We start from the raw sequence: 13,085 nt of genomic DNA on the forward strand, positions 1-13,085 counted from the left end.
GGTCGCATCGCGACTCGCGGCAGCCCATGCGCTGCCCATGCGCTGCCCCTGCTACGCATCGTCACACGAAAGCACACTATGCCAACCACCATTGCCGGCTTTTCCGGCAGCCTGTTCGTCGTCGCCGCCCCGTCCGGCGCCGGCAAATCCACCCTGGTCAATGCGCTGCTGGCGCAGGAACCGGGCATCAAGCTGTCGATTTCGACCACCACGCGCCCTCCCCGCCCCGGCGAGCAGGATGGCCGCGAGTACCATTTCAGCACCGCCGAGGATTTCGTCGAGCGCGCCGGGCGCGGCGAATTTCTGGAATGGGCCGAGGTACACGGTAATTACTACGGCACCTCGCGCCTGATGGTCGAAAAGGAAATGAAACTGGGCACCGACATCCTGCTCGAAATCGACTGGCAGGGCGCGCGCCAGGTGCGCAAGCAGTTTCCGGACGCGGCCGGCATCTTCATTTTGCCGCCCTCGATCAAAGCACTGGAAGATCGCCTCTACAAGCGCGGCCAGGACGAAGAGAACGTCATCACGCGCCGCCTGCTGGCCGCCGGCGGCGAGATCGCTCACGCTCCCGAGTTCGAGTATGTTATTATCAATGAAGAGTTCAACGTCGCCTTGTCAGAGATGAGCGCGATTGTCAGAGCGACACGCAGCCGTTTTGCCCAACAAGCTGCGCGTAACGCCTCGCTATTTGCCCAACTGGGTATCCATGCGCAACAATCGTGACACGGCACACACCGTCATATTGAGGAAAATACATGGCCCGCATTACCATTGAAGATTGCTTGAAGCATATCCCTAACCGCTTTCAACTGACCCTGGCCGCAACCTATCGCGCCCGTCAGTTGTTGCAAGGCCACACTCCAAAGGTGGAAGCCAAGGACAAGCCAACCGTTGTCGCCCTGCGTGAAATCGCTGCCGGCAAGGTCGGTATCGAGATGCTGAAAAAGGTTCCGATGTAATTAGTTATTTCGTGCCCGAACGGTGTCAACAAGCCATCCTGATTTACTTTTTTCACATTTCGGCTGATTGACTTTGCGTATGAATCTGACTCCTCCGGATACGACACTCTCAGGCACACCCAAGACCCGGTCTTCCCGCGCCGCCACCAAGGCGCAAGAGGCCGAGGTCCCTGTCGCACCCGTTCCGGGCGTGGCATCGGTCTCGCACTTATCGGCCAAGCTCTCCGAGTACCTCACTGCCTCCGAACTCAAAAAGGTCAAGGAAGCGTATCGTTTTTCCGACGAGATGCACCTTGGACAAGTCCGCAAGTCGGGCGAACCGTATATTTCCCATCCCATCGCCGTGGCTGAAATCTGCGCTGACTGGAAGCTCGACGCCCAGGCCATCATGGCCGCGCTGCTGCACGATGTGATGGAAGACCAGGACGTCAAGAAGGATGAGCTGATCGAGCGCTTCGGCGCCCCCGTCGCCAGCCTTGTCGACGGCCTGTCCAAGCTCGAAAAAATCGAATTCCAGACCCTGATCGAAGCGCAGGCGGAAAACTTCCGCAAGATGCTGCTGGCCATGGCGTCGGATGTGCGCGTCATTCTCATCAAGCTGGCCGACCGCCTGCACAATATGCGCACGCTCGAGCACATGACGCCGGCCAAGAAGCGCCGCATCGCGTCGGAGACCATGGAAGTGTACGTGCCGATCGCGCACCGCCTGGGCCTGAACAATATTTACCGCGAATTGCAGGACCTGGCGTTTTCGCACCTGTATCCGGTGCGTTACCGCACCCTGTCCAAGGCGGTCAAGGCGGCGCGCGGCAACCGCCGCGAAGTGGTCAAGAAAATCCTCGAATCGGTCAAGGGCACCCTGGCCACGGCCGAGCTGCCGGCGGAAGTGTACGGGCGCGAAAAAACCCTGTACGGCATCTATAAAAAGATGCGCAGCAAGCATTTGTCGTTCTCGCAGGTGCTCGATGTGTACGGCTTCCGGGTGGTGGTCGACAGCTTCGCCAATTGTTACGTGGCGCTGGGGACCCTGCACGGCCTGTACAAGCCGATGCCGGGCAAGTTCAAGGATTACATCGCGATCCGCAAGCTCAACGGCTACCAGTCGCTGCACACCACCCTGATCGGCCCGTACGGCACGCCGGTCGAATTCCAGATCCGCACCCAGGAAATGCATCGCACCGCCGAGTCCGGCGTGGCGGCGCACTGGCTGTACAAGAATGGCGAAGCGAACCTGTCGGACTTGCAGCAGAAGACGCACGCGTGGTTGCAGTCGCTGCTCGACATCCAGCAGCAGACCGGCGACTCGGCCGAGTTTCTGGAACACGTCAAGGTCGACCTGTTTCCCGATTCGGTGTATGTGTTCACGCCGAAGTCGAAGATCATCGCCCTGCCGCGCGGCGCCACGGCGCTCGATTTCGCCTACACGATCCACACCGGCATCGGCGACCATACCGTGTCGGTCAAGATCAACAACGAGCCGGCTTCGCTGCGCACCGAGTTGCGCAATGGCGACATTGTCGAGATCGTGACCAATCCCGACTCGAAGCCGAGCCCGACCTGGCTGGCGTTTGTCCGCACCGGAAAAGCGCGTTCGGCGATCCGCCATCATTTGCGCACGATTAACCTGAACGAGTCGGTCGAACTGGGGCGCGAGTTGCTGGCGCAAGCCCTGACGGCCCTGAATATCCAGCCGGACTTGCCGGAACCGGCGGTCGAGAAGCTGCTCAACGAATCGTCGGCCAAGTCGATGGATGAGCTGTATGCCGACATCGGCATCGGCAAGCGCATGGCGGCACTGGTGGCGCGGCATATTTTCGGCCTGGTCGATGACGACCTGGTCAGTTTGCCAGCCAACCCGAACGCCACGCCGGGCGAACTCGATCCGGTCACCATTTACGGCAGCGAAGGCGTGTCGGTGCAGTTGGCGCCGTGTTGCCTGCCGATTCCGGGCGACCAGATCATCGGCCAGCTGCGGCGCGACCAGGGTTTGATCGTACACACCAGCGACTGCGCCAGCGCCAAGCGGCTGCGCGGCAAGGAACCGGACCGCTGGATCGCCGTGCAGTGGGGCGGCGAATTGAACCGCCGCTTCGATTGCCGGATCAGGCTGCTGATCAATAATGAAAAAGGCATCCTGGCGCGCGTGGCGGCCGAGATCGGCGAGTCCGATGCGAACATTTCGTATGTGGGCATGGACGAGGATGAAGAACACGTCATGACGCAGCTGCGGTTTACGATCCAGATCAAGGACCGCGTGCATCTGGCGCACTTGATCAGGAATCTGCGACGCGTGGTGGGCGTGACCAGGGTGGAGCGGGAGCGCAATTAGGTCGCTTGGCTGTCCTTCGTCCGTACGCTGGCAGCGTGCTTCCCGTTGCTCGCTTTTCGCGCTACCCTTAAAACCGTCATTCCCGCGAAGGCGGGAATGACGATATGGCGTGTAGCGAACGATTTTGAAGCTACCGCATGGCCAAAATCCGGTCGAACGCATCGCACGCCCCCCGGCACGCGTCGGCAATCTCCCCTTCGCTTTTCACATTGCCCCTCAGCGCCAGCATGAAGCTGCGCCAGCGCGGGCCAGGGCCTTCCGCGCCACTGCGCAGATAGCGCAGCCGATGCGGCGCCAGCGGTCCCGCCAGGCGCTGGTACAGCACCGCCCCGCCCAGTTGCGACCCTTCGATCACGTACGTCACACCCCAGCGGTAGGCCGCGCTGGCGTCATCCGGCCACACGGTCGCGTCCTCGGGCCGCGCATCGGCACGCACCCCGGCCAGCGCCGGATCGGCCAGGTCGGCATCGATCAGCGCCACCCGCGCCACCGCCGGCAAACTCGCCTCGCCCTGCGGGCCATCGGTGTAACGCGCCAGCCACGCCTCCAGCGGCGCCAGCCAGCGCCGCAGCATGTGCAAGTGGTCGCTGTAGTGCTGCAAGCCGGCGTCCGGCCGGGCCAGCGGCATGCCGGTGTCGAGTACGGCGTGACGGTCGGCCGTGGCAATGCGCAGTGCGCTCAAGGCATCGCCGGGCGCGCGGTTGGGATGTTGGTTGATAGACTATTCCTGTTCTGTAGGGCATTTTTTCTACAGTCTATCAGCCTTGCCGCGCGCACGCCTTACAACGCCGAACTGAGGGTCAGCCGGAACGAGCGCGATTCGATCGGATGAAAATGGATATCCGCGACCGCCTCATCCTCCCCTTGCAGGCGCGATGCGTAAAAATAGTCGATCGCCGAACTGCGACGGTTGGCCAGGTTGAAGCCTTCCAGCGCGAGCTTGAGGCGTTTGCCCAGCTTGTAGCCGATGCGCCCGTTCAAGGTGGTGGTCGGGCGCGAGCGCACGCCGTTGTCCTCGATCAGTGGGCGCGGGCCGAAATAGCGCAGCTGCAAGGCACCGGACCAGGGCCCCAGCTTGTCGAGCGCCAGCGCCAGCGAGGCGACGCCCTCGACCGCGCCGGGAATGCGCCGTCCTCCCGCATCGGCATTGCTGAAACGCGCACGCGCAAACGCCACGTCGGCGTCCAAGGTCAGGTACGCATTCGGCTTGTAGTAGTTGGAAAACTCGACCCCGCTGCGGCGGCTCGGGCGGCCGGCCTCGGTGGTGCCGGCGTCGCCCACGAACACGAGTTCCGAATCGACATCGAGCTGGTACACCGACAGCGAACTGTGCAATCCTGCCAGCGCTTCGGTGCGCACGCCGATCTCGACTCCCGTGGCCTTGACCAGCGGCGTCACGCGCTCGGCCGGCTCGCCGCTTGTCGGATCGATGCGGATGGTGGCGCCGCGCGCATCGTTGCTGTGGAAACCAGTGCCGGCGTTCAGATACAACTCGGTCTGGCTCCACGGGCCGAAAATCAGGCTCAGGGTCGGACTGGCGCGGCTGGCGCTGGCGCGGCCGCTGTTCTCGGGCAGGATGCTGTCGACATCGAAGCGGACATGGTCGAGGCGCATCCCGGCCACGGTGCGGAACATCGGCGTCCAGCGCGTGCTGTTGTCGTAGAACACGGCGGCGCTGGTCTCCACGATGTGGTCCTCGCGCGTGGTGGCGCGGCGCCGGCGCGCGACGGTGTCGTACAGGCCGTTGTGGATATTGTCGTTCTGGAACTGGAAGCCGATCCGGTGGCTGCCCCAGCGGTGCTCGGCGTTCACGGCGCTGGTGACCCTCCGGTCCGGCTGGCTGAACTGGTCGCCGTTGACCGGGTCGTCCAGGAAATACGTGAAGTTCGAATACAACGCAAGGCGGTTGGCCACCACCGACGCATTGACCCTGGTCACGCCCGCCTCAGACGCGGCGTGCCAGCCGCCGGACAGGCTGTAGCGGCGCGCAACGCCGCCGTCGCTGGCGTCGACCGTGTCGAAGCGCCCGAGGCGGCCGCCGTCCACCGCGCGGCGCGGAATCTGGTCGCTCGCGTTCCAACTTGCACGGTAAGCCATGGCGGTGACGTTGACACCATTGGCGGCGTCGCCCTGGCTGAACCGCAGCACCCCGTTGAGCTTGTCGAAATCGTCGCCGCGCGTGAATGGCCCGTCGTTATGGAATGCCTCTAAGGCGTACAGCAAGTTGCCCTCGCCCGCCTTGGGCGAGTCAGCCAGCAGGACGCGCCGGTAGCCGTTCTGGCCCAGGCCGACACTGGCGATGCCTTCCGGCAGCGTGTCGGCGTAGCGCACCGCCAGCGCGCCGGCGGCGGCGAAGTCGCCCTCGTCGGCGTAGTACGGGCCCTTGCGGTATTCCAGCCGGTTGGCCAGCTCGGGAATCAGGAAGTTCAGGTCGGTCCAGCCCTGCCCGTGGGCGTGGCTGCGCTGGTTGACCAGCATGCCGTCGACCGTGGTGCGCAGGTCGGTGCCGTGGTCGAGGTTAAAACCACGCAGGTAGAACTGGTTGGCCTTGCCTTCGCCGCTGTGCTGGCTGACGATCAGGCCGGGCGTCGCTTCCAGCAGTTCGCCGGGACGGTACACCGAGCGCGCCGCCAGTTGCTGCTGGGTGACCACGCCCGCATTGGCCGAGTCAGCCACGCCGAGCTGGCTGACGCGCGAGGCGGCCACTACCACCTGGGGCAGCGCTTCGACGGTCTCGTCGGCATGGACCAGGGCCGAGACACCCAGCAGCAGGGCAGTCAAGGGATAGCGGACAAGGCGATAATCATGCATGGGCTGGCCTGTGATCGAAAAAGGGGACGCTCGGACAAGAGCGTAATGCAAGCTTATTCGGCCGCAATCTGGTTTCGGATTCAACTCCTTGATGCCTTTTCAATAGCTTCCACGTGGCAATTATGTGTTAATATTTGCAATCTTGCTAACTTTTCATGCCGCTCCATGGGATATCACCGTTTTTTTCACACGCTGCCCGTCTGGCTGGCCCTTATAACCAGCGGGGCGGCCAGCGCCGTCGAACTCACCGAACGGGTCGACTGCGAGCTGGCCGACGGCAGCGCTTTTATCCTGCAAGCAAAGCATGACTGGGCGATGTCAGGAGACTTCAGCGGCCGCCGCGGCAACCGCGACGACCAGCAGGACTTCACGGTGGATTACCGCGCACGCGGCAGCGCCAGGCTGGTGAGCACGGGCGCCAGCCTGGCCTATCGCCCGCTGGGGGAAGGCACCAACCTGGAACTGCTGTGCTCCCGCCTGGGCCTGCATCAAGGCCAGCCGGGCACGGGGTCTTCCCTGCGCATGCCGGGTGAACAGCGCTTTTGGGTGCCGGCGCGCACCGGCAAGGCCGCGCTCGACGCGCCCGAGCAACAACGCATCGACGCCCTGCTTTCCCAGCGCGGCCTGCGTCTGATGGGCAGCCACGGCGCCCTAGCCATGCGCCAGGGCAAGCTGGTGCAGGAGTTACCCCTGTACGCCGCCGACGCTCCCGGCTGCACCGCACAGGACGCCCTGCAATGTCCGGTCGGCGCCGTGCTGCGCCTGACTTCAGGCGACCGCGGCGATACCTGGCAGGCCGCCAGCATCGAGCGCGCGCCCTATTTTTTCAAGACCGGCGTCGCATTCGCCCGGCAAGCCGGCCTTGCCCGCCCTTCCGCACGCAGCCTGAGCAATTACCGCAACCGCGACGACAACGACGCCAAACCGTCCGAAAAACCATGACCGACCGTCTGCACCGCATCAAAACCACCCTTGCCGCCGCGCTGGTGCTGGCCCTGCATGCGCCCTCCGGCTTTGCCCGCGAGCGCCTCGAATGCGTGCTGCCCCAGGGCGGCCGGATTGTGATGGAAGCACACTGCAAAGCGCCGCCCGGCGTGCGGGGGCAAAAATGCGCCGACCGCTACGATACCCGCTACCTGCCGGCCGGCGGCGGCGCAGCGCTCGATTTGGGCAAGACAGACCTGAAAAACGCGGACCACGCAGCCACGCCCGCAAACATGTGCGCCAGGTTCTATGCCAGCGGTGATGCGGTCCATGTGCCGCCCACCTACGACGGGCAGTACCGCAGTATCGTCAAGGGCCAGATCGTGGCCTTGACAGCGCAGCGCCGTGGCGACGAAGCGGTCCAAACAGAGGCCAATCGCAACGCCGCACCGGAAGTGTTGACGTATACCGGCTATCAACGCGTCGCTGCACTCGGCACCACATGGATGCTGGAAGAAGCATTCACGCGCCGCTACCGGGGCTACTACGCGGGCGCCGGCATGGAGAGCGCTCCGCTGTCGCACGTGGTGCGGATGCAGTCGACCGATGAAGGAGTGAGCTGGAGCGAGCCGGTCATCAGCAAGACATCCAGATTGTTCACCATCGGCAAATCGGCACTGGACCAGCCCGATGCCGCCAGGCCAGCCTTCGCCCCGGACGAAGACCGGCGCCGCGACCGTCGCGCCCGGCTGGCACAGGGCACGCCGATGCTGATACGTTGCCGCCTGCCCGATCAATCCGAGTTTGTTCTCACCGGCAAGCAGTCGAGTGACGACGAAGTCAAGCGCGAATGGGGCGGCGCGAGGTCGATGTTCATGCCGCTGGTCTCGATCGCCTATGTCGCCGCACCCGGCACGGCCGCCATCGAGGTAGAGCCGGAGCTGTCCCTGCTGTCCTTCATGGCGAACGTTCCGCGTCCCAAGCGCGACGAGCACTGCGGCAGCGCCGGCATCGCCAACGGCGTCCCCTACATCGGCATCAGCATGCTCGACCAACAGCGCAAGCACTTTAGCCGCTTGACGTATCCGGACAAGATCTGGTATCCCGGCACGCTGCCGCGCCAGGCTGCGCAGGCGCTCGCGCGCAGCAAGCTGGTGTGGGGGAAAGGGGTTGAGCCCTTGGTTGCGGCGACCCGGCGCGGCAAGGTACTGGCGCTGGAATACCCGGTCGTGCCCGACGGCTGCGGCGGCGGCGATCCGCACCACGTCAGGCCGCCCGTATGCACCGTCAGCGCCGTACTGCGCAGCGAATCGGACGACGACGGCATGACCTGGTCCGACCTGGCCTTTTCAACGACGTCCTGGATCTTCGCCCCCGGCCAGCCGGTTAACCAGCAGCCGGGACGGGCCACACTGGCCGGCGAATAAGTTCAGCGGCTCACGTGGTGATGCATGCGCCGCAGTCCCAGCCAGACGATGGCCAGCATCACCGGCATGGCCGCGCCGGTCAGCAGGTCGGGATTGAGCGGCACGCCGGCCGCCTTCATGGCCTTGCCCGCATACGCGATCAGTCCGATCGAGTAATACGAAATGGCCACCACCGACAAGCCCTCGACCGCCTGCTGCAAGCGCAACTGCTGGGCCGCGCGGGCGTTGAGCGACTCCAGGATGCGGCGGTTCTGCTGCTCTTGCACGATGCCCACGCGCGTGCGCAGCAAGTCGTTGCTGCGCCCGATCCGCTCGGACAGCGCCTGCTGGCGCCGCTCGGTCGACTCGCAGGTGTTCATGGCCGGGGCCAGGCGCCGGTCCATGAATTCGCGGATGGTCGGCACGCCCGGAATGCGCGTTTCGCGCAACTCCTCGATGCGCGCCTGCACCAGCCGGTAATACGCTTTGGACGCGGCGAAGCGGTAACTGTTTTCCAGCGCCAGCTTTTCCATGCGTGCCGCCAGCACCGTGATCTTGTGCAGCAACTCGCGCTCGTCGTCAGGCGCGCCGGGGATGCCGGCGAGCGCGTCCGATACCCCATCGCCGGCGTCGCTCATGCCCGCCGACAAACGCGCCAGCTCGGCTTCGATGCCGTTGAGCACCGGCGCCGCCTGCTGCGCCTGCGGCAAGCCCAGCAGCGCCATCATGCGGTAGGTTTCGATTTCCAGCACCCGCTGCACCAGGCGTCCGGCCTGCTGGTACTGCATGCCCAGGTCCTGGATGACGACCCGGCCGAAACCGTCCGGCGCAATCGCGAAATCGGTCCACACCTTGGCGAAATTCTGGCTGTCGCTGCCGACCAGCAGGTTGCCGGCAAATACATGGCGCATCTCGGTCAGCGAGGCGCTCACCTGCTGCAAGGTAACGTGGGTGGCGGCCATGACCTTGCCTTCCAGCGCCAGCAGCCACTCATCGGGAACATGCCGCAGCGGCACCTGCTCGAACGCGTGCTCGGGCGCGACCGGATGGGCGCGCTGTTCGGCAAAGGTGTAGGTCGAAAACTCGGTGTGCGACTCCCATTGCAGGCGAAAACTGCCGAAATCGTGGAAGAAATAGCGCGCTTCCGGATGCGGCGGCGCCACCCCGAAATGCTGGCACAGGCCGGCCAGCAACTGGTTTTGCGAGGTCAGCTGGTGCGCCCCGGCATCGTCCTGGTGGCGCGCATACACCGCCAGGTGGGTCAGCGTTTCGGGGCCGTTCAGGCGCAGCGAGGGGCGCGAATGGACTTCGGCGGCCAGCGGTATGCGCAGTGCGTGGTTGAAAGTGGCATGGGAAATCGACATCGGCAACTCGCTAAAATGAAAAATCAGTCCGCGACAGGCGCCGGATAATGCACGCTGAGCACTTCGAGCTCATCGGGGCCGAGCGGCGTTTGCAGGGTGATCAGGTCGCCTTCGCGCGCCTTGGTCAGCGCGCGCGCCACCGGCGAGACCCAGCTGATCTTGCCGTTCAGCGGGTCGAGCTCGTCGATGCCGACGATGGTGACCGTGTGTTCCTCGCCCGCGCTGTTGCAGTAAGTGACGGTGGCGCCGAAAAAGACCTGGTCGTTGCCGAATTGCACGCTCGGATCGACCACGGCGGCCGAATCCATGCGCTTGGTCAGGAAGCGGATGCGCCCGTCGATCTGGCGCAGGCGCCGCTTGCCGTAGATGTAGTCGCCGTTTTCGGAGCGGTCGCCGTTGGAGGCGGCCCAATGCACCACCTTGACCACCTCGGGCCGCTCGACGTCGATCAGTTGCAGCAGCTCATCCTTGATGCGCTGGTAGCCGACCGGCGTGATGTAATTCTTGGCGCCCGCAGGAATGGCTTGCGCAAGCGCAATGGCTTCCTCGTCGTCGTGATCGGATTCTTTGACAAATGCTTTATTCATGCGTTCCATTGTAATGGCCCACGCGCATCCTGTCCGGGCGATACCTTTTCGGGGACGCCCATCCTTTTCACGTATCATGAACCATCACAGGGAGGACCATGACTCGACCCACGCGCACCCGCTCGCGCCTGCTTGCACCATTGCTGTACCTGGCGGCGCTGATCCTGCTGCTGGAAGAATGGCTGTGGAACACCGGCAAGCGCCTCGGCGCCGCCATCGCGCGCTGGCCGCTGGTGCGCGGGCTCGATGCGCGCATCCGGGCGCTGCCGCCGTACGCGGCCCTGTGCGCCTTCGTGCTGCCCGCCATCCTGCTGTTTCCGGTGAAATTGCTGGCCCTGCTTGCGATTGCCAACGGCCACGTGGTGAGCGGGGTACTGGCGATGGTGCTGGCCAAGATCGGCGGCGCGGCGGCGGTCACGCGGCTGTATGCGCTAACCCTGCCCAGCCTGCTGACCCTGGCCTGGTTCGCGCGCTGGCATGGCGTGTTCATGGCTTTCAAGGATAAATGGGTGGGCGCCCTCAAGCGCACCCTGGCCTACCGGCGCACCAGCCGCAGCGTGCTGGGCCTGCGCGCGCGCCTGCGCCGGGCCCTTACCGCCTGGCGCCGGCGCTCCAGGGGCGGACGCCACAGCCTGCGCCCGACCCGCATCCTGCGCCGTTTCGTGGCCATGTGGCGCGCGCGGCGCCGTTAACTCCCTCACAACTGCCTGACAACTCCCTGGCCGGTGCGCTGCTGCCGGTGTTGCCCCCCCCCATATCCACAGCGCTCGTGCCGTGCGGCCATGCCTCAGCCGCCGCCGCGCCCTCCCGATCGCACCATTTTGCAACAGTTATTGCCCTCGCTTGGCATCCAAAACACATTGACATATCACTATGTATTAAATGTCATGTATTCTGATCAACAGTTTGTCTCAATTCCTCAGTCAATTTCTCATAAGGCAGCCATGCATCTGCACCTCGATAAAATGTCCCTTTATGCACTGAGCGCCCTGGCCGCCATGTGCTCGTCCGCCCATGCGGCGACCAGCACGGCGAAAGCCAGCATCGAACAATTCCATATCGAACTGGTCGACCTGGACTTGACCGATGGCGTGACTCCCTCCCTCTTCTTCACCCAGCAGTCCTGGGGCGTCGACTCTGTCGGGGACGCTCAGCGCCAGGTCTACACGGTACAGGGCAAGACTTCGATCACGACCAGCTTCGGAGCGACCGGCGGCAGCGCTTCCGACAGCGCCCTGTCGTCCTCGGCCAGTGTCAATCATCCGGCCGTCAAGGATGGCAAGTCCCACCAGTACAGCACGAACAGTTACCGCATCACGCATTTCACCCTCAGTCCCCATACCCAAATGATCATTACCGCGCTGGGCAGCGTGTCCGACAACCGCCTGGGTGTGTTCGACTCCTCGGTCGCCCGCATCGGCATGCGCGGCAAGTTGCTGGACGAATCCGGCGACTGGGTCGATTCGTTCAGCAAAAGCTACCAGACCGATGCCGGCTCGACCACGCTGCGCATGTACGCATCGCTGAGCACGGACGAATTTGTACGCAGCGGCAATTTCGACGTGGTGACGCAAGCGACGCTTGCCGGGCAGATCAGTAGCGTACCCGAACCGTCGGTCTATGCAATGCTGCTCGCTGGCACAGTTTTAGTGGGCGCCGTGGCACGCCGCCGACGCCGTACACCTGCCCGCAACGCCGCGTGAGCGCCAGCGCCACGCAACATTCACGCCCGCTCGCCGCGACCGGGCATCGCCTTCCATACAGAAAGACCGCTATGTTTTCCCATCCATGCACGATCGCCGCCGCCCTGTTTACCGCCGGCATGTTGGCGTACGCACCGGCCCATGCGGGTCAAGGCAAGGCTACTGCCAGCCTGAGCAATATCCAGTTCGAACTGATCGACCTCGACCTGACCGACAATATCACGCCGAGCATCACGTTTTCGCGCAAGAGCGCCAGCGAATCGGTCCTCATCCGCAGCGGCAGCGACAACGCCCAGGGCAGTTCGTCGGGTTTCAAGAGCATCAGCCGGAGCGTTCCGGATGCGACGGTCAGCGCCAGCGCCACCCCCACCAGCGTGCAGGTCGGCGCGCAGGCGGACGTGGTCGAAGCGAACCTGAACGCGACCGCCACCGCCTCGCAGACGATGAGCTTCGTCCTGTCGCCATCGACCCGGCTGTCGTTCTCGGCACAAGCCGATACGGTGCTGGACAATGAAGGCATCATGCTGGCATGGTCGAGCGCCACCCTGGGGGCCAGTATGGATATGCTGATCAATGGAGTAGTCGGCAACGAGACCGTCAGCATGACGCTGCGCAACACCAAAGGCGAGCGCAGCCGATTCCTGTTCGGCTCGATGGACACGGGGGCGTCGATCGGCCGCGGCACCCTGACCGCCAGCACCACGGCGCGTTTCATTAACTCCTTGAGCATGGCGCCGCTGGCGTCGCCGGTACCTGAACCGGCGAGCTACGCGATGCTGGCGGCCGGCCTGCTGGTGATCGGCGCGGCGCGCAGGAAAGCACGCCAGGCTTGAACGGACGGGGGGCGCGCGTCCCCCCTTGCCAGCGTACAGCTGAAAATTGCCGGGGATGCGCGCCGTGGCCGGTACGCCTGCCTGCGGCAAACTGTCTCGTTTGGCTATCTCATCTTGCCTCGTTTTGTCTGGTTTTTTCGGCGAGCAAGGAGCAAGGGAAAATGAG

General features: G+C 64.3%; 12 protein-coding genes. 8 read left to right on the forward strand and 4 right to left on the reverse strand.

Features of this window, described 5'->3' with window-relative positions; all coding sequences use genetic code 11:
* The first annotated feature begins 78 nt into the window (after positions 1–78).
* From gmk to F1735_RS10805, 3 genes are all read left to right on the forward strand, one after another.
* Positions 79–726, forward strand: a complete 648-nt coding sequence (gene gmk, locus F1735_RS10795; RefSeq protein ID WP_167236922.1) for a guanylate kinase — start codon at positions 79–81, stop codon at positions 724–726.
* A gap of 32 nt (positions 727–758) precedes the next feature.
* Positions 759–962: a DNA-directed RNA polymerase subunit omega gene (rpoZ, locus tag F1735_RS10800; protein WP_054264095.1), complete on the forward strand. Its 204-nt coding sequence runs from the start codon at positions 759–761 to the stop codon at positions 960–962.
* A 79-nt stretch (positions 963–1,041) separates the two neighbouring features.
* A complete protein-coding gene (locus F1735_RS10805; RefSeq protein ID WP_167236923.1) occupies positions 1,042–3,291 on the forward strand; it encodes a RelA/SpoT family protein in 2,250 nt (749 codons plus the stop codon).
* A 130-nt stretch (positions 3,292–3,421) separates the two neighbouring features.
* Here the strand turns inward: F1735_RS10805 and F1735_RS10810 are convergent, their stop codons facing one another.
* Entirely contained in the window at positions 3,422–3,973 is a 552-nt protein-coding gene (locus F1735_RS10810; RefSeq protein ID WP_187364215.1) for a biliverdin-producing heme oxygenase, read from the reverse strand.
* Between the two features lie 98 nt (positions 3,974–4,071).
* A complete protein-coding gene (locus F1735_RS10815) occupies positions 4,072–6,102 on the reverse strand; it encodes a TonB-dependent receptor (protein WP_167236924.1) in 2,031 nt (676 codons plus the stop codon).
* A 165-nt stretch (positions 6,103–6,267) separates the two neighbouring features.
* Here F1735_RS10815 and F1735_RS10820 point away from each other — a divergent pair, with 165 nt between their 5' ends.
* Together F1735_RS10820 and F1735_RS10825 are read left to right on the forward strand one after the other, a co-directional pair.
* Positions 6,268–7,044, forward strand: coding sequence for a hypothetical protein (locus tag F1735_RS10820; protein WP_167236925.1), 777 nt, complete (start codon positions 6,268–6,270; stop codon positions 7,042–7,044).
* Positions 7,041–8,453 (forward strand): hypothetical protein, encoded by a 1,413-nt coding sequence (locus F1735_RS10825; protein WP_167236926.1) that lies wholly within the window; start codon positions 7,041–7,043, stop codon positions 8,451–8,453. The genes F1735_RS10820 and F1735_RS10825 overlap by 4 nt, the downstream gene beginning before the upstream one ends.
* A gap of 2 nt (positions 8,454–8,455) precedes the next feature.
* On the opposite strand, the gene F1735_RS10830 is transcribed toward F1735_RS10825, so the two are convergent.
* Both F1735_RS10830 and greB read right to left on the reverse strand, forming a co-directional pair.
* Complete coding sequence (locus tag F1735_RS10830) at positions 8,456–9,796, reverse strand: DUF3422 family protein (protein WP_167236927.1); 1,341 nt, start codon at positions 9,794–9,796, stop codon at positions 8,456–8,458.
* 23 nt (positions 9,797–9,819) lie between these two features.
* Positions 9,820–10,383: a transcription elongation factor GreB gene (gene greB, locus F1735_RS10835; protein ID WP_167236928.1), complete on the reverse strand. Its 564-nt coding sequence runs from the start codon at positions 10,381–10,383 to the stop codon at positions 9,820–9,822.
* A gap of 98 nt (positions 10,384–10,481) precedes the next feature.
* Here greB and F1735_RS10840 point away from each other — a divergent pair, with 98 nt between their 5' ends.
* The 3 genes from F1735_RS10840 to F1735_RS10850 all read left to right on the forward strand — a co-directional run bounded on the left by F1735_RS10840 (position 10,482) and on the right by F1735_RS10850 (position 12,919).
* Positions 10,482–11,075 carry a hypothetical protein gene (locus F1735_RS10840; protein ID WP_167236929.1) on the forward strand — a complete coding sequence of 198 codons (594 nt, stop codon included), beginning with the start codon at positions 10,482–10,484 and terminating at the stop codon, positions 11,073–11,075.
* Between the two features lie 252 nt (positions 11,076–11,327).
* The gene (locus F1735_RS36460; RefSeq protein ID WP_229505711.1) at positions 11,328–12,086 is read left to right on the forward strand and encodes a PEP-CTERM sorting domain-containing protein; all 759 of its coding nucleotides are present in this window, start codon (positions 11,328–11,330) and stop codon (positions 12,084–12,086) included.
* Positions 12,087–12,157: 71 nt separating this feature from the next.
* Positions 12,158–12,919, forward strand: a complete 762-nt coding sequence (locus F1735_RS10850; protein WP_167236930.1) for a PEP-CTERM sorting domain-containing protein — start codon at positions 12,158–12,160, stop codon at positions 12,917–12,919.
* Positions 12,920–13,085 lie beyond the last annotated feature (166 nt).

The sequence above is a fragment of the Massilia genomosp. 1 genome (assembly GCF_011682185.1).
Taxonomy (GTDB): Bacteria; Pseudomonadota; Gammaproteobacteria; order Burkholderiales; family Burkholderiaceae_D; genus Telluria_A; species Telluria_A rubra.